The organism is Sphingomonas adhaesiva (genome assembly GCF_002374855.1).
Classification (GTDB): domain Bacteria; phylum Pseudomonadota; class Alphaproteobacteria; order Sphingomonadales; family Sphingomonadaceae; genus Sphingomonas; species Sphingomonas adhaesiva.
Window position 1 is genome coordinate 163562 of record NZ_NWVC01000002.1, and the last position, 17592, is coordinate 181153.

20 protein-coding genes are annotated in these 17592 nt (G+C 69.8%); 7 read left to right on the forward strand and 13 right to left on the reverse strand.

Annotated features, from left to right (window positions below; translation table 11 throughout):
- Positions 1–152: 152 nt before the first annotated feature.
- Entirely contained in the window at positions 153–602 is a 450-nt protein-coding gene (locus COA07_RS05250; RefSeq protein ID WP_066711637.1) for a peroxiredoxin, read from the reverse strand.
- Positions 581–3229, reverse strand: coding sequence for a bifunctional [glutamine synthetase] adenylyltransferase/[glutamine synthetase]-adenylyl-L-tyrosine phosphorylase (locus COA07_RS05255; RefSeq protein WP_066711638.1), 2649 nt, complete (start codon positions 3227–3229; stop codon positions 581–583). Before COA07_RS05255 ends, COA07_RS05250 begins: the two co-directional genes overlap by 22 nt.
- A gap of 89 nt (positions 3230–3318) precedes the next feature.
- Between COA07_RS05255 and COA07_RS18685 the strand changes: the two genes are divergently transcribed.
- Positions 3319–3450, forward strand: coding sequence for a hypothetical protein (locus COA07_RS18685; RefSeq protein ID WP_255266792.1), 132 nt, complete (start codon positions 3319–3321; stop codon positions 3448–3450).
- A 60-nt stretch (positions 3451–3510) separates the two neighbouring features.
- On the opposite strand, the gene COA07_RS05260 is transcribed toward COA07_RS18685, so the two are convergent.
- From COA07_RS05260 to COA07_RS05265, 3 genes are all read right to left on the reverse strand, one after another.
- Entirely contained in the window at positions 3511–4152 is a 642-nt protein-coding gene (locus COA07_RS05260) for a sigma-70 family RNA polymerase sigma factor (RefSeq protein WP_096640578.1), read from the reverse strand.
- Positions 4153–4257: 105 nt separating this feature from the next.
- Positions 4258–4395, reverse strand: coding sequence for a hypothetical protein (locus COA07_RS18200; protein WP_169803549.1), 138 nt, complete (start codon positions 4393–4395; stop codon positions 4258–4260).
- 72 nt (positions 4396–4467) lie between these two features.
- Positions 4468–5262, reverse strand: a complete 795-nt coding sequence (locus COA07_RS05265) for a response regulator (RefSeq protein ID WP_066711640.1) — start codon at positions 5260–5262, stop codon at positions 4468–4470.
- Positions 5263–5515: 253 nt separating this feature from the next.
- Between COA07_RS05265 and COA07_RS18550 the strand changes: the two genes are divergently transcribed.
- The 3 genes from COA07_RS18550 to COA07_RS05275 all read left to right on the forward strand — a co-directional run bounded on the left by COA07_RS18550 (position 5516) and on the right by COA07_RS05275 (position 7698).
- Positions 5516–5674: a NepR family anti-sigma factor gene (locus COA07_RS18550; RefSeq protein WP_245842022.1), complete on the forward strand. Its 159-nt coding sequence runs from the start codon at positions 5516–5518 to the stop codon at positions 5672–5674.
- Between the two features lie 6 nt (positions 5675–5680).
- Positions 5681–7276 carry a sensor histidine kinase gene (locus COA07_RS05270; protein WP_083956913.1) on the forward strand — a complete coding sequence of 532 codons (1596 nt, stop codon included), beginning with the start codon at positions 5681–5683 and terminating at the stop codon, positions 7274–7276.
- A gap of 284 nt (positions 7277–7560) precedes the next feature.
- Positions 7561–7698, forward strand: coding sequence for an entericidin A/B family lipoprotein (locus COA07_RS05275; RefSeq protein WP_066491030.1), 138 nt, complete (start codon positions 7561–7563; stop codon positions 7696–7698).
- A gap of 57 nt (positions 7699–7755) precedes the next feature.
- On the opposite strand, the gene tatC is transcribed toward COA07_RS05275, so the two are convergent.
- Genes tatC through COA07_RS05305 form a run of 6 tightly spaced genes read right to left on the reverse strand, consistent with a single transcriptional unit; the run spans position 7756 to position 11244 of the window.
- Entirely contained in the window at positions 7756–8526 is a 771-nt protein-coding gene (tatC, locus tag COA07_RS05280) for a twin-arginine translocase subunit TatC (RefSeq protein ID WP_066712878.1), read from the reverse strand.
- Complete coding sequence (gene tatB / locus COA07_RS05285; protein ID WP_066712880.1) at positions 8523–8975, reverse strand: Sec-independent protein translocase protein TatB; 453 nt, start codon at positions 8973–8975, stop codon at positions 8523–8525. Before tatB ends, tatC begins: the two co-directional genes overlap by 4 nt.
- Positions 8976–9004: 29 nt before the next feature.
- Positions 9005–9253 (reverse strand): twin-arginine translocase TatA/TatE family subunit, encoded by a 249-nt coding sequence (locus tag COA07_RS05290; RefSeq protein WP_066712883.1) that lies wholly within the window; start codon positions 9251–9253, stop codon positions 9005–9007.
- Between the two features lie 29 nt (positions 9254–9282).
- Positions 9283–9855, reverse strand: coding sequence for an SMC-Scp complex subunit ScpB (scpB, locus tag COA07_RS05295; RefSeq protein WP_066712885.1), 573 nt, complete (start codon positions 9853–9855; stop codon positions 9283–9285).
- A complete protein-coding gene (locus COA07_RS05300; protein ID WP_066712888.1) occupies positions 9852–10586 on the reverse strand; it encodes a segregation and condensation protein A in 735 nt (244 codons plus the stop codon). The genes scpB and COA07_RS05300 overlap by 4 nt, the downstream gene beginning before the upstream one ends.
- Before the next feature lies 1 nt (position 10587).
- On the reverse strand, positions 10588–11244 hold the full coding sequence (locus tag COA07_RS05305) for an epoxyqueuosine reductase QueH (RefSeq protein WP_066712890.1): 657 nt from the start codon (positions 11242–11244) through the stop codon (positions 10588–10590).
- A gap of 86 nt (positions 11245–11330) precedes the next feature.
- On the opposite strand from COA07_RS05305, the gene dinB reads away from it, so the two are divergent.
- Together dinB and COA07_RS05315 are read left to right on the forward strand one after the other, a co-directional pair.
- Entirely contained in the window at positions 11331–12368 is a 1038-nt protein-coding gene (gene dinB / locus COA07_RS05310) for a DNA polymerase IV (protein WP_096640580.1), read from the forward strand.
- A 32-nt stretch (positions 12369–12400) separates the two neighbouring features.
- On the forward strand, positions 12401–13219 hold the full coding sequence (locus COA07_RS05315; protein WP_066713749.1) for a shikimate 5-dehydrogenase: 819 nt from the start codon (positions 12401–12403) through the stop codon (positions 13217–13219).
- A gap of 4 nt (positions 13220–13223) precedes the next feature.
- Here the strand turns inward: COA07_RS05315 and COA07_RS05320 are convergent, their stop codons facing one another.
- Positions 13224–14993 carry an ATP-binding protein gene (locus COA07_RS05320; protein WP_096640582.1) on the reverse strand — a complete coding sequence of 590 codons (1770 nt, stop codon included), beginning with the start codon at positions 14991–14993 and terminating at the stop codon, positions 13224–13226.
- Positions 14993–16864: a putative bifunctional diguanylate cyclase/phosphodiesterase gene (locus tag COA07_RS05325; RefSeq protein ID WP_066711525.1), complete on the reverse strand. Its 1872-nt coding sequence runs from the start codon at positions 16862–16864 to the stop codon at positions 14993–14995. The genes COA07_RS05320 and COA07_RS05325 overlap by 1 nt, the downstream gene beginning before the upstream one ends.
- A gap of 264 nt (positions 16865–17128) precedes the next feature.
- Here COA07_RS05325 and COA07_RS05330 point away from each other — a divergent pair, with 264 nt between their 5' ends.
- Positions 17129–17590 (forward strand): GAF domain-containing protein, encoded by a 462-nt coding sequence (locus COA07_RS05330; RefSeq protein WP_066711526.1) that lies wholly within the window; start codon positions 17129–17131, stop codon positions 17588–17590.
- Positions 17591–17592: the final 2 nt, after the last annotated feature.

Below are 17592 nucleotides of genomic sequence, written 5' to 3' on the forward strand. Positions count from 1 at the left end.
TTCGGATGGCGACTGTCTGGCCGGGAAAGGGTTAACGGAGCAATAGGATGGCACCCGCCGCGCGGCCAACCGCCGTGACCGCGCGGCGAGCCGTTGAATTGCGAAGCTGAACGCAGCCTTTCCGGAGCAAACGATCGCAATCCGCGCGGAAGTCAGGCCAGGTCGCCGGCCGCCGTCAGCACCGCCTCGGCATGGCCGGGCACCTTCACCTTGCGCCATTCGCGCACCAGCGCCCCGTCCTTGCCGAACAGGAAGGTCGCGCGCTCGATCCCCATGTACGTCTTGCCGTACAGCTGCTTTTCGCCCCACACGCCGAAGGCCTCGGTGACGCTGCCGTCCAGGTCGGCGCCCAACGCCACCGTCAGCCCATGCTTGGCGGTGAAGCGCGCGTGCTTTTCCACCGTATCGCGCGAAATGCCGATAACGCTCACGCCCGCCGCTGCGAAGCGATCCGCCAGCGCGGAGAAGTCCTGCGCCTCGCGCGTGCAGCCGGGGGTGTCGTCCTTGGGATAGAAATACACCACCAGCGGGCGCGGCAAATCGGCCAGCCGCAGCGGCTGCCCGCCCGCATCGGTGACGGTCACGTCGGGGAGGATGTCCATTCCACGCTCTCCTGCCATTGCGCGGCGACGCTCTCGCGCACCTGCGTCAGCGTGGCAAGCACCGTGTCCCAGTCGGGCAGCATCAGCGCGCGGGCGATCAGCGCGCGCGTCGCCGCGGCCGCGGGTTCCTGCGCATCGGGGGCGACCAGCCGCACCGTCACCAGCAACCGGCTCAGCAGGTCGTGCGCCGCGCGCATCGTCGCGGGCGCCGCGCCGCCGGCGACCAGCGCGTCGATCGCCCGCGCCAGATGCGGGTCGAACCCGGTCCGCCGCGTCAGCTGCGTCACGTGCACCGCGAATTCCAGGTCGACCAGCCCGCCGGGCAGCAGCTTGGCATCCAGTGGCCCGTGCGGCGGCTTGTGCCGCGCCATCTCGGCGCGCATCGCATGCGCATCGGCCGCGATATCGCGATCGGGCCGCTCGCCGCGCAGCACCGCGGCGACGATCGCGTCCAGCGCCTCCCGCGCCGCGGGCGATCCGAACACCGGCCGCGCGCGGGTCAGCGCCATATGCTCCCACGTCCACGCATCCTCGCGCTGGTAGCGCGCGAAACTGTCGAGCGTGACGACCAGCGGCCCCTGCGCCCCCGACGGCCGCAGCCGCGTGTCGACCGAATAGAGCGGCCCGGCGGCGGTCGGCACCGACAGCGCCGCCGTCACCCGCTGCGCCAGGCGGCTGAAATACAGTGTCGCGCCCAGCGGCTTGGCGCCATCGGATTCGGCGGTGAAATCGCCGGTGAACAGATAGATGAGGTCGAGGTCCGACGCATGGGTCAGCGCCGCACCGCCCATCCGCCCCAGTGCCAGGATCACCAGTTCGCCGCCCGGCACCCGGCCGTGGACGCGCGCGAATTCCTCGGTTGCGGCGCCCGCCAGCGTTTCGATCGCCGCCTGCGCGACGCGCGCATAGCCGCCCGCGACGTCCAGCGGATCGGCCGCGCCCGCGACGATCTGCACCCCCAGCGCGAATCTCTTGTCGCCGACGACGCGGCGGACATGGTCCAGCAGCGCCTGGTAATCCGCCCCCGCCTCCGCCGCGCGCATCTCCGCGACTAGGTCCGCGACCGTGCCGACCGGCGCCAGTGCGCTGGCGTCGATCAACCCGTCCAACAGGTCGGGGCGCCGCGCCAGTTCGTCGGCCAGTGTCGGCGCATGGCTCAACACCTCGGCGAGCAGCGCGGCCAGCGCCGGGCGCGCCTCCAGCAGGCGGAAGATGTTGATCGCGCTGGGCAGGCGTTCCAGCAGCCGGTCGAGCCGGTTGAGCGCCAGCGGCGGCACCGGCGCCTGCGCCAGCGCGTCGACCAGTCCGGGCAGCACCGCCTCCAGCGCCGCCTGCGCCGCCGGGCTGCGCAGCGCGGGGTAGCGCCCCTCCCGCCACACCGCGATCCGGCGTACCGGCTCCTCCGTCTCCGCGAACCCCGCCTCCCCCAGCCGCTCCGCCAGCCGGTCGGTGTCGTGCGGCAAGGCGCCCGGCCCATGCGGCGCCAGCCGGTCGAAGATCGCCGCCACCCGCTCGACATGCGGCGCCAGCAGGTCGAGCAGCGCGGCACCGTCCGCCAGCCCGTGCAGCCGCGCCACCCGGTCCAGCGGCTCGCCGGCGGCGGGCAGCGCGTGCGTCTGCCGGTCGTCGATCATCTGCACGCGATGCTCGATCGTGCGCAGCAGCGTGTACGCCTCCGCCAGCGCCGCCGCCTCACCGGTATCGATCCGTCCCGCTGCGGCCAGTGCCGCCAGCGCATCGCGGGTCGCCGGGGTGCGCAGCGCCGGTTCGCGGCCACCGTGGATCAGCTGGTGGATCTGCGCGAAGAATTCCACCTCGCGGATGCCGCCGCGCCCGCGCTTCAGGTCGAATCCGGGGCCGAACGCCTGCCCCTGCGCATGATGGTCGCGGATGCGGCGCGTGATATCCAGGATCTCGCCCACCGCACCGAAATCCAGGCTGCGGCGCCAGACGAACGGGCGGATCGCGTCCAGGAACCTTTGGCCCAGCGCTATGTCGCCCGCCGCCGCCCGCGCGCGGATGAACGCCGCCCGCTCCCATGCCAGCGCCTGCGATTCGTAATAGGAGATCGCCGCGTCGATCGGGATCGCGATCGGCGTCACCTCCGGCGACGGGCGCAGCCGCAGATCGACGCGCAGCACATAGCCGTCGGCATCGCGCCCCTGCAGCAGTTCCAGCACGCGCCGCGCGATCCGCACCGCCGCGTCCGCCACATCCTCGCGCGGGCGATGCGGCAGCGTGGTGGGATCGTAGATCAGGATCGGGTCGATATCCGACGAATAATTCAGCTCGTGGCTGCCCTGCTTGCCCAGCGCGATCGCCGCGAAGCCGCGCGGCGCCTCGCAGGGCGTGCGCTCCGCGATGGCGGCGGCGATCGCACGGTCCAGCGCACCGTCGGCGAAATCGGACAGCCGCCCCGTTACCGCCGTCAGGTCCAGTTCGCCCGAAAGGTCGCCCAAGGCCACCTCCAGCGCCAGCCGCCGCCGCTCCAGCCGCAGCCGCCGCATCAATGGCATGTCGGCATCGTCCCCCAGTGCCCGCGCCATCGCCGCGTCGCGCGCGATCAGCCCGGACAGGAACGGCGACCAGCGGTCGGCCCGCGCGCGCGCCTCTTCGATCGGGCTCATTGAACGAAACCTAATCTTTTCATCGACGTTACAACGCCATGGTCACGCATCATGCCTCGTCCGGATCGTCTCGCGGTGGGTCGTACACCGTGGGACAGCCGCGCGCGACCGACGATCTGTCGGCCCCGCTGCGCAAGGCTTTCGGGCAGGATGTTACCGCGCCGACGGATCTTCCGCCGGACATGGCGCAATTGCTCGCCAGGCTTTCCCAGCTCAACTGACAAAAAAGGAGCGCCGGTGGACATATCCACCGGCGCTCCTTTTTTTCCATCAACCGGTTGTCAGCGGTCGCGGCTCAGCTCATCCACTTCGTTCATGATCGAATCGAGCGTCGATCGCGTCCCGTCGGTTTCATGCTCACGCCGCGATGACAGGTCGCTGCCGCTCATCAACGCTTCCAACGCGACCCAGCCACGCGCAACGCGGCTCTTGATCGTGCCGACCGCCACGCCGCAAATCTCGGCCGCTTCCTCATAAGCGAAGCCGCCTGCGCCGACCAGGATCAGCGCCTCGCGCTGCGGCTGCGGCAGGTGCAGCAGCGCGCGCTGCATGTCCGCCAGTTCGACATGCTTGTCCTGGCTGGCCGGGGCCGCCAGCACGCGATCGGCGACCAGATCGTCCCACTCGCCCTTGAAGCGTGCCCGGCGCATCTGGCTGAGGAACAGGTTGCGCAGGATGATGAAGGTCCAGGCACGCATGTTTGTACCCGCCTGGAAGCGCTTGCGCGCCGCCCATGCCTTCAGCAGCGTCTCCTGCACCAAGTCATCCGCCAGATCGCGGTTGCCCGACAGGGATCGGCCGAACGCGCGCAGGTGCGGGATGACGAGAGCAAGCTGCTTCTTGAACTCTGGATCGGAAAGCGAGACGTGCTCGACCGGCGCGTCGGCCGGCGCATCGTCCGCGCCGGGTGTATGTTCAGTCATGCCGCTCCGTCGCTCTGGCGCCGCGCCGTCAGTGGCGGCAGCGTCCGATGGCCCAAGATAGGGGCTGCCCGGCCGCTTGGCCAGTCCGCGGGTCAACATCGCGTGTCAGGACAACAGGATGGCGGCGAAGATCACGACCACCAGCACCAGCGAGGCGGCCAGGATGTAGCGCGTCATGCCCGGGGTCGCCCCGGCCCGCGCGTCGGTGGCATCCACATGGATGCGGTCGTTGTCGTCTGCCATGCGTGTATAACCCGCGACCAATGTTTTGGGTCCGTATCGATCGCACGGACCCGCCACATCGTTGAACGAATGTCAGGCCGGAACCGTGCTTTCGTCGAAGAACAGCGCCTGGCTGATCGCGGCCTTGACCGTCGACCGCTGGAACGGCTTGGTGATGAGGAACGTCGGCTCCGGCCGCTCGCCGGTCAGCAGGCGCTCCGGGAAGGCGGTGATGAAGATCACCGGCACGTTGAATTCGGCCAGGATGTCCTTGACCGCGTCGATGCCTGAGCTGTCGTCGGCCAGTTGGATGTCGGCCAGCACCAGACCCGGGCGATCCTCCATCGCCAGCGCCACCGCCTCGTCGCGGGTGACCGCCACGCCGGTGACTTCATGCCCCAGGTCGCGGACGATCGATTCGATATCCATCGCGATGATCGGCTCGTCCTCGATCACCAGAACGCGCGCGCGCGTCTGCTTCTCGATCTCGGCCAGCGCCTCGGCGACCAGCGCATCGACCTCGGCCGCGTCCACCTCGATCAGATAGGCCGCGTCCTCGGGGGTGAAGCCCTCCATCGCGGTCAGCAGCAGCGCCTGCCGCGACAGCGGCGTCATCCGCGACAGCCGCGCGCGCGCCACCACTTCCTGCTCCTCGGCGACGTCGTCGGCCGCGACCTCGTCGAAATTGGTCGAGTTCCAGATCGCCTGGAACGTGCGGTACAGGCCCAGCCGCGGATCGACGTCGCGCGGGAACTGGTCCGGCGCCGCCACGATCGCTTCCAGCGTGGCACGGACGTACCGGTCGCCCTGCGCCTGGCTGCCCGTCAGCGCGCGGCCATACCGGCGCAGGAACGGAAGATGCGGCGCGAGTTGTTGTCCGAGCGACATGTGCAGTAAGCCCTCCCATGCAGCGGACGCGCTACAGGGCGCCGCTGCGACATCATACAGAATGTGGACCAGAACGCGGCCGCGGCATATTGAACCCCCCGGTCGGCGATTTTCGTCGCACGGGGTGGAAACCAACGAGTGGCTGTTTGGTTTCATCGCCCGAGTACGCATCTGCGTTACAGGAAAGAGGTACCATCTGTTCCGCTCGACCTGCCCGCCTTTGCCGCGGCAGCGTCGTTTTGGGGGGTAAGCGTTGACGTCGGACAACAAGGCGCAGGAGAAGCCCAAAAAAGGCACTGCCGCGCAATCGAAGAACAGGGACATGGGATCGGCGCTCCGCTCCGTCTACCAGAAGACGGTGGAGGAATCGGTGCCTGAGGACCTTCTTTCGCTGCTCGGTAAGCTTGACTGACGGCCGATGGCCGTCACCCCCTCCGACATCGAACAGGACCGGCGGCCGAACGGCCGAGCGGAGCTGTTCGCGCGCTGGCCCACCGGGGCAAAGCTGTTCCTCATCCTCAGCATCGCGCTGCTGCCGCTGGCGCTGATCGCCACGTTCGCCACGCTGCGCGTCACGCAGATCGCCGATACCGAATTACGCTCGCACCTGCGTGTCGCTGCCGCCGAATCGACGCGCGCGATCGCGATCGAGCTGGTCGGCGACATGACCGCGCTGCGCGTCGCGGTCGATGCGCTGCGCGCCGATTCCGGTGACGCGCCCAGCTGCGCCCGCGCACAGGGCGTGTTTGCGCAACAGTCGGCAGAAGGCACCGGCTTCGTCATCCTCGACCGGCGCGGACGCCCGGTGTGCGGGGAGCCGTTCCCCGGCGCCGCCGCCTTCGCGCGCCAAAGCGACTCGTCGGTGGTCAGCGCGCGGATCGTCGACAATCGCGGGCTGATGCTGCGGCTCGCGGGCCGCGGCAACGGGCTGACCGCCGCGGCCTATTTCCCCGCCCCCTTCCTGGCGCAGATCAGCCGCCCCAGCGGGTTCGCGCCCGATTACGGCGCCGCGCTGACGCTGGACGACGGGCGTCTCGATCTCGTCACGCTCGATCGCCAGACCGCGCTGGAACGACGCGAGAGCATCCGCAACGACCTGGGCATCGGCGGGCTGGTGCTCGAAATGCAGGTCCGCAGCGCGCCGATCGGCTCGCCGTTGCTGATCGCAATGGTGCTGCCGGTGCTGATGTGGGCGGCGGCGGCGGCGATCAGCTGGTTCGTGGTCGATCGCCTGCTGATCGCGCCGCTGCGCGCGCTGCGCGGCTCGATCGCCGCCTATTCCCCCGGCGACCAGCCCGATCCCGCGATGCTCAGCGCGCTGCCCGCGCAGGAGATTCGCGAGCTGGGCGACACCTTCCGCGCCCTCAGCCGAACGGTCGCGATCCACGAGGCGGGGCTGGCCGAGGGGCTGGTCCGCCAGACCAAGCTGACGCGCGAGGTGCACCACCGCGTCAAGAACAACCTGCAGGTCATCTCCAGCCTCATCAATTTCCACGCGCGCGGCGCGAAAAGCCCTGAGGCGGCGCGCGCCTATGCCTCGATCCAGCGGCGCGTCGACGCGCTCGCGGTCGTCCATCGCTACCATTACGCCGAGATGGAGGAAAATCGCGGCGTCGGCCTTCGCTCGGTCCTCGGCGAACTGGCCTCGTCGATCCGCGCCACCGCGCCGGAGGGCAGCCGCATCAGCATCGTGCTGGACGTCGACCCCTTCTACGTAACGCAGGACGTCGCGGTCGCGGTGTCGTTCCTGGTGACCGAACTGGTCGAGCTGGCGATGACCTGCGCGCCCGAAACGCAGTTGCGCCTGTCGCTCAAGCCGGCAGCAGATCCCGCCAAGGCGATCCTGCGGCTGTCCTCGCGCGCGCTGATCGACACCGATCATCTGCGTGGCGAGCTTCGCGATCGCTACGGCCGGGTGATCGAGGGGCTGTCGCGCCAGCTGCGCGCGCCGCTGCAGCACGATCCGCTGGCCGGCGCCTATGAAATCACAGTGGCGGTGACCGGTCGCGAGTGACGGCGGCGCCGGGGCGGATGGCGTTGCGACTGCCTGTAAAAAATCGTCGCATCGGCGGAACCGCTGTCGCCCCGCATCGTTTTCCCCCTCGGATAGCGACCTTATGCCCCCCCCGCTCTCGCTATCCACGACATAGGCCCGGAAGCGTCCACCTCCCCCCCCCCCGGTGACGCTTCCGGGCCTTACCTTTTTTCCGAACCCCCCATCACCAGATGATTGCAGCCGCGGAACGTTTCGCGCGGCCGGGGATTAACTTCGCGCTATTGGCGAAGGAGTAGGTTTCGATGCGTAAGATCGTGACGATGGCGGCGCTGGCCGGTGCGGTGCTGGTGTCCGCATGCAATACCGTTGCGGGCGCGGGCAAGGACGTGTCGTCCGCCGGCCAGGCCGTGACGAAGACCGCGAACGACGTGAAGAACTGATCCGTCGCACATCCGCGATGACGGTGGACGGCCCGCGTTTCGCGGGCCGTTTTCGTATCAGCTTTCCGGCGTCGCCTCTCGCGCGCGGCGGCGCTCGGTGAACCAGATGCCGATGATCGCCATTTCGTACAGGATCGTCAGCGGGATCGCTAGCAGCAGCTGCGAACCGACGTCAGGCGGGGTCAGCACGGCCGCGATCGCGAAGGCACCCACGATCGCGTAGCGGCGTGCGCCGATCAGCTGCTTGCGCGTGACGATCCCCGCACGCTCCAGCAGCATCAGCAACACCGGCAGCAGGAAGGCCGCGCCGAACCCGAACAGGAACTGCATCACGAACGACAGATAGTTGCCGATCGCGGGCAACGCCTCCTGTTCAACCCCGCCGACGGTGCCCGAAAAGCTCAGCAGGAAATGCAGCGCCATCGGGATCGCGACGTAATAGGCCATCGCCGCCCCGGTCAGGAACAGCACCGGCGTCGCGAGCAGAAACGGGAGCAGCGCGCGCTTTTCCTTGCGGTACAGCCCCGGCGCGACGAACTGCCACAGCTGGTTGGCGATCACCGGGAACGAGACCATCATCGCGGAGAAGAACGCGACCTTGATCTGGACGAAGAACGCCTCGAACAGCTGGGTGTAGATCAGCTTCCTCTGCCCAGCCTGGATCAGCGGATGCGCGAGGAAGGCGAAGATATCCTCCGCGAAATACCAGCAGACCGCAAAGGCCAGGCCGATCGCCAGGATGCAATACAGCAGCCGCCGCCGCAGTTCGAGCAGATGGTCGAGCAGCGGTGCGCGGCTGTCGTCCAGTTCGTCGGCGGTCGCGCTCACGATGCGCTCCTGTCGGTACCGGGCGAGACGGCCGGCTGGGCCGGCGCATCGGGGGCCGGCGGCGCGTCGGGCACGGGATCGGCGGCAATCACGTGCGGCTTTTCGACCATCACCGGCGCTGGCATGTCGCCCGACGTATCCGGACCGTCGCGATGGTCCACCAGCGCCGCCGCGGGCGCATCAGCGGCGGAAGCGGGCGGCGGCGACGGGATGAACGGATGCTCGCGCATGATCCGCTCGTTCTCCGCCTTCCACTTCTTTTCCATTTCCTCCAGCTCGGCCTCGCGCACCATCTCGTCGAAGCCGGAGCGGAACTGCCGCCCCACCGCGCGCGCACGTCCAACCCAGTAACCCAGGACGCGCATCGCCTTGGGCAGGTCCTTCGGGCCGATCACCACCAGCGCGACGAAGGCGACCAGCAGGAATTCGGACGGAGCGATATCGAACATTCGGCGCGCGCCAGTAGATCAGGCGGGGATCAGCGGCAATCCTCGCGGGTGCGGTCGGCGTCGCGGTCGAACGCCGGCTCGGCGGCGGACTGCGCCTCGATGCGCGGCTTGGGGCGACGGACGAGGTCGTCGTCGCCGTCATCCTCCGACATGCCCTTCTTGAAATTCTTCACGCCCTTGGCGACGTCGCCCATCATGCTGGAAAAGCGCCCGCCGCCCAGCAGGAGGATCGCGACGATCGCGAGGATGAGGATATGCGGAAGGCTGAAGCTGCCCATGACACGAAAACTCCTGAGGTGCAGCGTATCTAGTCGTCCTCGTCGGTCTTTTCCACCGCGAGTTGCTCGAACGCCAGATCGACGGGGTCGAGAAGCCCTGCGGCACGCAGATCCTCGATTCCCGGCAGGTCGCGTCGGCTCTTGAGCGCGAAATGTGACAGAAATTCGGGGGTGGTCGCAAACATCAGCGGGCGGCCGGGCACTTCGCGGCGCCCCGCGGGGCGGACCCAGCCCGCCTCCATCAGCACGTCCAGCGTCCCCTTGGCGGTCTGCACCCCGCGGATCGCCTCGATCTCGGCGCGTGTCACCGGCTCGTGATAGGCGATGATCGCCAGCGTCTCGATGCCCGCACGGCTCAGCCGGCGCACTTCCTCGCGGTCGCGGCGGAGCAGGTGGGCCAGGTCCGGCGCGGTCTCGAAATGCCACCGCCCGCCGCGCTCGACCAGCCGGATGCCGCGCCCCTCGTAATGGCCGACCAGCGCCGCCAGCGCGCCGCGCACATCCAGTTCGCCGACATGCGCGCGAATCGAATCGGGGGTCAGCGGCTCGGCCGCGGCGAACAGCACCGCCTCCACCGCGCGCAGCGTCTGCGGATCGGTCATGCCGCCGGCGCCCTGAGGTACAATGGCGCGAACGCTTCTTCCTGCCACAATTCCACCCGCCCCTGCCGCGCCAGTTCCAGCGCCGCCAGGAAACTGGACGCCAGCGCCGACCGCCGCAGCCCCGCGCTCGCCATGTCGGGCAGGAACGTCTCAATCGCGCGCCAGTCGATCGCGCTGCCCACCAGCGCGGAAACCCGCGCGATCGCCGCCTCCAGCGTCATCACCTCGCGGTCCTGCACCACATGCATCACCGGGCGCGAGCGCGCGCTAATGCGGCCGTAGGCGGCGATCAGGTCGTAGAGGTTCGCCTCATACGGCCCGGTGCGCACGGTTCGCAGCCCTTCCGGCGCGCCGCGCGCGAACACGTCGCGGCCCAGCCGGTCGCGCGCCATCAGCCGCGCGCCCGCCTCGCGCATCGCGTCCAGCCGCTCCAGCCGCAATTGCAGCCGCAGCGCCAGTTCCTCGGGGTCCGGCTCCACCTGCGGATCGCGCGGCAGCAGCAGCGCGGATTTGAGGTACGCGAGCCACGCCGCCATTACCAGGTAATCGGCCGCCAGCTCCAGCTGGAGCACCCGCGCGCGCTCGACATAGCGCAGATATTGCTCGACCAGCGCCAGGATCGAAATCTCGCGCAGGTCCACCTTCTGCGCCCGCGCCAGCGACAGCAGCAGGTCGAGCGGCCCTTCCCACCCGTCCAGGTCCAGCGTCAGCTGTTCGGGCGGGGCATCCACCCTATTGCGCGTCCCCGTAATACAGTTCGCCAATGCGGATTTCCTCGCGCCCCTGCGACACGCGATGCGCGTTGGTGTCGCGCAGCGAATAGACGCAGCCGCAATATTCCTGCTGGTAGAAATGCTCGCGCTTGGAAATGTCGATCATCCGCGCCGCGCCGCCGCCCTTGCGCCAGTTGAACGTCCAATAGGCGAGGCCCGGGTAATGCGCCGCCGCACGCTCGCCGCAATCGTTGATCTGCGTCATGTTCTTCCAGCGCGAGATCCCCAGCGACGAGGTGATGACCGGGAAGCCGTTTTCATGCGCGTACAGCGCGGTGCGTTCGAACCGCATGTCGAAACACATCGTGCAGCGCGCGCCGCGCTCCGGCTCCCACTCCATGCCTTTTGCGCGCTTGAACCAGTTGGTCGTGTCGTAATCGGCATCGACGAACGGCACGTCGTGCTTTTCGGCGAAGCGGATATTCTCCTCCTTGCGGAGCAGATATTCCTCCTTGGGGTGGATGTTCGGGTTGTAGAAGAAGATCGTATAGTCGATCCCGCTCGCGGTCATCGCCTCCATCACCTCGCCCGAACAGGGCGCGCAGCACGAATGGAGCAGCACTTTCTTCTGCCCGTCGGGGGGCGTGAGCACGGGTCGCTGGAAGTCGTCGGTCATCGCGCCGATATAACGGGACCGCTCCCGAAAGTCACCGCCGCCGGAAAAACGTGCACGATACCGTCCGCAAGATCATACACGTCGACATGGACGCCTTCTACGCGTCGGTCGAACAGCGCGACGCGCCGGAACTGCGCGGCCGCCCGGTGGCGGTCGGCGGGTCGCGCGCGCGCGGCGTCGTGGCGGCGGCCAGTTACGAGGCGCGCGCCTTCGGGGTGCGCAGCGCCATGCCCTCGGTCACCGCGGCGCGGCGCTGCCCCGACCTGGTGTTCGTCTCGCCCCGGTTCGAGGTCTATCGCGCGGTCAGCCGGCAGATCCACGCGATCTTCGCCGATTACACCGACGCGATCGAGCCGCTGTCGCTGGACGAGGCGTATCTGGACGTCACCCACGATCGCCGCGGGCTGGGATCGGCCAAGGCGATCGCGCAGGACATCCGCGCGCGGATCAAGGCCGAGACGCAACTCACCGCCTCGGCCGGGGTCAGCTACAACAAGTTCATCGCCAAGCTGGCGTCGGATCAGAACAAGCCCGACGGCCTGTGCGTGATCCCCCCGGGCAAGGGCGCGGCGTTCGTCGCGATGCTGCCGGTCAAGCGGTTCCACGGCGTCGGCCCGGTCACCGCGGCAAAGATGGCGCGGCTGGGGATCGAAACCGGCGCGGACCTGCGCGACCGGCCGATCGCGTTCCTGCGCGCGCATTTCGGCAGCTACGCCGACTATCTCCACCGCGCCGCGCGCGGCATCGACGACCGCCCGGTGCGCGCCGATCGCGCCAGCAAGTCGGTGGGGGCGGAACGCACCTTCGACACCAACCTGACCGATCCGGCCGCGATCGACGCCGGGCTGGCGCGCGTGGCGGAGGCTGCATGGGTACGGATCGACCGGCACGCGACGCGCGGCCGCACCGTCACGCTGAAGCTGCGCCGCGCGGATTTCCAGACGATCACCCGCGCCCGCTCGCTCGCCGCGCCGATCGCCGATCAGGCGCAGTTCCTCGACATCGGGCGCGCACTGCTCGCCCCGCTGCTGCCGGTGATGGGGGGTATCCGGCTGCTGGGCCTGACGCTGTCGGGGATCGTCGCGGACGGCGAGGAGGTGCAGCCGACGCTGCCGCTGGGTTGACGCCGAGCCGCCACATCGAAAGGACGACGCGCATGAAACCCCCGATCGGCCCCGCCACCCGCCTGTGCATGTCGCTTGCCGCACGCCCCGGCACCTTCGGCTCGCGCTTCCACAACCACCTCTATGCCGCGCTGGGGCTGGATTACGTCTACAAGGCGTTCACGACCACCGACCTGCCCGGCGCGATCACCGGCATCCGCGCGCTGGGCATCCGCGGCTGTGCGGTGTCGATGCCGTTCAAGGAGGACGTGATCCCGCTGCTCGACGGCCTCGAGGCGTCCGCGGCGGCGATCGACAGCGTCAACACGATCGTCAACGACGACGGCACCCTGCTGGGCCACAATACCGATTATAGCGCGGTCCGCACGCTGGTGGAGGCGCTCGACGCGGATCGCACCGCGCCCTTCCTGCTGCGCGGCAGCGGCGGCATGGCGAAGGCGGTGGCGACCGCGCTGGTCGACGCCGGCTTCACCAACGGCACGATCGCGGCGCGCAACCGGGCGAAGGGCGCGGCGCTGGCCGACCGGCTGGGCTTAACGCACGTCGCCGACCCGGCCGGGCTGGAGGCGGCGATGCTGGTCAACGTCACCCCGCTGGGGATGACCGGCGCGGACGCCGACGCGCTCGCCTTCACCCCGGATCAGATCGCGGCGGCGTCGGTCGTCGTGGATGTGGTCGCCAAGCCGGTCGAAACGCCGCTGCTGCGCGCCGCGCGCGATGCGGGGCGGACGGTCGTGACCGGCGCCGCCATCGCCAAGCTGCAGGCGCTGGAACAGTTCGTGCTCTACACCGGCGTCACGCCCGGCGACGAACAGGTCGCCGCGGCGGAGGCGTTCGCGCTGGCCGGCTGAGGCGTCACGCCGCCAGCGCGCGTTCCTCGGGCGCGGCGGCCAGCGTCAGCGTCGCGGTCGCGCCCTGCCCCGGCCCGGCGCTGTCCAGCCGCAGCGATCCGTCCATCGCCGCCATCGAATTGGCACACCAGTGCAGCCCCAGCCCGCCGGATTTGTGGGCGCGCGTCGAAAAGCCGCGCTGGAACAGCGTCGCGCCGATCGCCGGGTCGAAGCCCTCGCCATCGTCGGCGATGCGCAGTTCCACCGTGTCGCCGCGCTCGGTCAGCGACACCGCGATCGTTCCCGGCACGCGCCCCGATGCGGCGATCGCCTCCGCGGCATTGGCGAACAGATTGCCGATCACCTGGCTCAGGATCACGCGATTGGCGCGCACCGCGCACGGCGTCGCCGGATAGCTGAACGCAATGTCGCCGCTGCCCGCGTAGCGCGCGATCGCGGCATTCTGCGCGACGATCGCGGTCAGGTCGCATGGCGCCAGATGCGGTCGCTCATGCGCCGCCGCCTGCTGCGCGCCGATGATGTCCAGGACATGACGCAGCGCGCTGCGGCCGATCGCCGTCCGCTCCGCCTGCGCCGCGCGCGCCTCGTCCAGCGCCGTCACCGCCTGCGCGACGAACGCCGCCAGCCGCGCGCGTCGTTCCTCCGGCACCTGCTTCCCGGCAAGTTCGCCGACCGCACGCAGCACCATCGCCGGATCGACCGGGGCGCCGCGCGCCTCGTCATGGCTCAGCACCGTGCTGACCGGGGACAGCGCGTTGCGGACATTGTGCATCACCGCCACCGCGCTTTCCGACCGACCGAGCGCGAAGCTCTGCACCTCGTTCTGCTCGCGCAGGTCGTGCAGCTGGCGCAGCATCGCGTTGAAGCTGCGCCCCAGCGCGCCGATTTCGTCGCGGCGCCCGTCGTCGCGCAGCGGCGCCAGCGATCCGCTGACGCGCACCCGCTCCATATGCCGCTCGACCAGCGCCAGCGGCGCCAGCACCTGCTCGCCGATCATCCGGCGCAGCATCGTCAGCACCAGCAGCAGCAGCAGCACCGATCCCCCGATCGCCAGCAACAAGAGCCGGCGGCCCAGCGTGGTGATGTCGCGCGCCACGCCGAAGCGCACCTGCGCCACCGCGCGCCCGTCCGGCCCCGCCACCGCCACCGCCGCGCTCGGCGCGGCGGGCGCTGCCCCTCCCGTGTCGATGGTCATCGCCGCGCCCAGCCGTGCCGACAGCCGCGCCGCGGTCAGCCGCCGCGCGATCACCACCTGCCCGCGCGGCGCACCGCTCCCGTCGGCCCGCCGCACCGGCGCAACGCCCACCGCCGCCACCGTGTCACCGATCCGCAGGTAGAAGCCCTGCGGCGCCGCGCGCGGCGTCACGCCGGCCAGCGCCCGCCCCCACGCCTTTGGCCCCTGCGCGCGCAGCAACCGGACGCGCCCGTCCACGATCACCGCCACCGCGTCGACATCCATATCCGTCGCCGCCGCCGTGGCCAGCGCGCCGGGTGCCGCACCGGGCGCCAGCGCGTGATACAAGGTGTCGGAACGGCCGCGATCCTTCGCGCCATGCGCCATCTGCCGCGCCAGATCGTCCAGCGCGGCGCGGACATGCGCGGCCTGCGTCTGCGTCGCCTGCCGCTCCAGCGTGCCGAAGCTGGGCACCAGCACGCTCGCCAGCAGCAGCGCGGCGCCCAGCGCGCCAGCGACGCCGACCGCGGTCAGCATTAGCACCAGCTTGGCGCCCAGCGACGCGGGCGTGCGCCACGCGCGCAGCGCCGCGCTCGCCATCAGCCGTGCGTTCCCGTCGCCACCGCGCGCACCGGCGACAGCCAGCGGCGATGCGCCAGGTCCAGCGCCGCCGCCGGCGCGACCGGGCGGGAGAAATGATAGCCCTGCAGATGGCTGGCGCCCGCGGCGCGCAGCAGGTCGACCTGCGCGCGCGTCTCGACCCCCTCGGCGATCACCCCCAGCCCCAGTGACTGCGCCAGATGGATGATCGACCGCACGATCGCCATCGACTCGCGCTCGCGCGGCATCCCGTCGATGAAGCTGCGGTCGATCTTCAGTACGTCCAGCGCGAAGGTGCGGATGTTGTAGAGCGAAGAATAGCCGGTGCCGAAATCGTCCAGCGCGATCCGGAACCCCAGCGCGCGCAACCGGTTCAGCGTCTCCGCCGCGCGATCGGCATCGTCGAAGATCGCGGTTTCCGTGATCTCGATCTGCACGCGTTCGGGCGCGATCCCGGCGGCAGCGACCTTCTGCGCGATATCGTCGACGAAGTGCGGGCGGCGGAACTGGCGCGGGCTGAAGTTGATCGACACATATTGCCCCGGCCACGTCGCCAGCGCCGCCAGGCTGCGATCCAGCACCCAGTCGCCCAGTTCGTGGATCAGGTTGCTCTCCTCGGCGATCGGGACGAACACCGCCGGGCTGATCGGGCCGTGGTCCTCGGTCTGCCAGCGCAGCAGCGCCTCGAACCCGACGATTTCGTGCCGCGCGCCGGTGACGATCGGCTGATAGACCATCGACAGTTCGTCGCGCGCGATCGCCTGCGACAGCCCGGTCTCGATCCGGCGGCGCAGGCGCACATCCTCGTCCAGCCGCGCATCGAACGCGCAGGCGCGGCCCCGCCCCTGCCGCTTGGCCTCGTACAGCGCCAGGTCCGCGCGGCGCAGCAGGTCGCCGGGATCGCCGCGCCCGTCGGCCATCACCAGCCCGATCGACGCGGCCCCCTCGACGCAATGGCCATAGATGGTCTGCGGGGTGGCACAGGCCGCCACCAGCCGCTGCGCCACGCCCAGCGCCGCGGCCTGGTCCTCCGCCTCGAACAGCAGCCCGAATTCGTCGCCGCCCAGCCGCGCGACCGTCCCGCCCGTGGGTATCCCGTCGTTCAGGATCGCGCAGATCGCGCGCAGCAGCGCGTCGCCCGCCATATGGCCCAGCGTGTCGTTGACCGACTTGAACCGATCCAGGTCCATCATCGCCACCGCGAAGCCCGCGCCGCCCACGCGCACCCGGTCGGCCAGCGCGCGCTGGAACGCGAAGCGGTTGGGCGCGCCGGTCAGCGTATCGTGGCTGGCGATGTGCAGCGCGCGGCTTTCCTTGGCGGCCAGTTCAATCGTCTGCTGTTCCAGCATCAGCACGTGATGCGCCAGCGCCGCGCGCGTCGCGGCCAGCGCGCGGTCGTTTTCCCACCGCTGGACCAGCGCGGTCGCGGTCTGCACCACCTCGGCGACCTCGAACGGCTTGGCGATGTAGAAGATCTTGTCCGCCGGCCCGGCCACGCGGCTGATCTCCACCGGCGAGAAATCGGAATAGCCGGTGACGATCACCAGGTTGATCTCGGGATCGAGCGCACGGATGCGCCGCGCGGTTTCGCGCCCGTCGATGCCCGGCGGCATCCGCACGTCGATGAACGCCACCTGGAACGGCGCGCCCGCCGCGATCGCCTGCTCGACCGCCGCCACCGCGTCCAGTCCCTGCACGTGATAGGTCACGTCGAACGCAGGGGGCGCGGCCTCCGCGTCGCGCGCGGCGGCGTCCGCGAACAGATCGGCGGCCATCGCCGACAACGCGCCCTGCGCGGCGGCGGGCGGGGCGAAGCTCAACCGGTAGCTTTCATGGACCAGCGGCTCGTCGTCCACGATCAAGATGCGCATGTGTCCCGCCGGCCCTCGCTTGCACGGCCATGCGCCCCCCGCGCGGCCGGATGACCAGGGGGTAAGCGAGGAGGGTTAAACGGACGTTAGCGAAACGATCCGCTCCGAAACGGACCCGAACGCCGCGCATCGCGCTGAAAAAAAGCAAAAATAGACCAAAGTCGAAAGCGAATGGTAACGGTTGTTGACCCATTGTCGTCGCGAGAGGTGATCATGCCGCAGCAGGACGAAGACAGTCGGATCGCAACACTGAGGAGTTACGCCGTGCTCGACACGCCGCCCGATCCCGCCATGGAGCGGCTGGTGCACGACATCGCCGCCACCTTCCGCGTGCGCAAGGCGGTGATCTCGTTCATCGATGAAGGGCGCCAGTGGTACAAGGCGCGCGTCGGCGTGGCGGTCGACCATGTGCCCCGCGCCATATCCTTCTGCACCCACAGCATCGGCACCGACGCGGTGACGGTGGTGCCCGATGCGCGGCTCGATCCGCGGTTCCGCGACAATCCCTTCGTCACCGACGGCGAGGGCGTGCGCTTCTACGCCGCCGCACCGATCAAGACGCTCAACCGTGCGCGAATCGGCACGGTGTGCGTGTTCGACAGCACGCCGCGCGACGGGCTGACCTCGCTGGAGGCGCTGCGCCTGTCGGGCTATGCCGCGCGCGTGGCGGAAATGCTGGAGCAGGACCGCGCCCGCGCGCGGGCGGCGGCCCACCCCGCCCGCTGATC

Coding starts and splice junctions, on each gene's coding strand:
- COA07_RS05255 (WP_066711638.1), bottom strand. CDS start 3,229: ATGAGCCCGATCGAAGAGGCGCGCGCGCGGGCCGACCGCTGGTCGCCG.
- scpB (WP_066712885.1), bottom strand. CDS start 9,855: ATGACCGATCCGCAGACGCTGCGCGCGGTGGAGGCGGTGCTGTTCGCC.
- tatB (WP_066712880.1), bottom strand. CDS start 8,975: ATGTTCGATATCGCTCCGTCCGAATTCCTGCTGGTCGCCTTCGTCGCG.
- COA07_RS05315 (WP_066713749.1), top strand. CDS start 12,401: ATGAAACCCCCGATCGGCCCCGCCACCCGCCTGTGCATGTCGCTTGCC.
- dinB (WP_096640580.1), top strand. CDS start 11,331: ATGGACGCCTTCTACGCGTCGGTCGAACAGCGCGACGCGCCGGAACTG.
- COA07_RS05320 (WP_096640582.1), bottom strand. CDS start 14,993: ATGGCGAGCGCGGCGCTGCGCGCGTGGCGCACGCCCGCGTCGCTGGGC.
- COA07_RS05270 (WP_083956913.1), top strand. CDS start 5,681: ATGGCCGTCACCCCCTCCGACATCGAACAGGACCGGCGGCCGAACGGC.
- COA07_RS05250 (WP_066711637.1), bottom strand. CDS start 602: ATGGACATCCTCCCCGACGTGACCGTCACCGATGCGGGCGGGCAGCCG.
- COA07_RS05290 (WP_066712883.1), bottom strand. CDS start 9,253: ATGGGCAGCTTCAGCCTTCCGCATATCCTCATCCTCGCGATCGTCGCG.
- COA07_RS18200 (WP_169803549.1), bottom strand. CDS start 4,395: ATGGCAGACGACAACGACCGCATCCATGTGGATGCCACCGACGCGCGG.
- COA07_RS05265 (WP_066711640.1), bottom strand. CDS start 5,262: ATGTCGCTCGGACAACAACTCGCGCCGCATCTTCCGTTCCTGCGCCGG.
- COA07_RS05325 (WP_066711525.1), bottom strand. CDS start 16,864: ATGCGCATCTTGATCGTGGACGACGAGCCGCTGGTCCATGAAAGCTAC.
- COA07_RS05275 (WP_066491030.1), top strand. CDS start 7,561: ATGCGTAAGATCGTGACGATGGCGGCGCTGGCCGGTGCGGTGCTGGTG.
- COA07_RS05305 (WP_066712890.1), bottom strand. CDS start 11,244: ATGACCGACGACTTCCAGCGACCCGTGCTCACGCCCCCCGACGGGCAG.
- COA07_RS05260 (WP_096640578.1), bottom strand. CDS start 4,152: ATGACTGAACATACACCCGGCGCGGACGATGCGCCGGCCGACGCGCCG.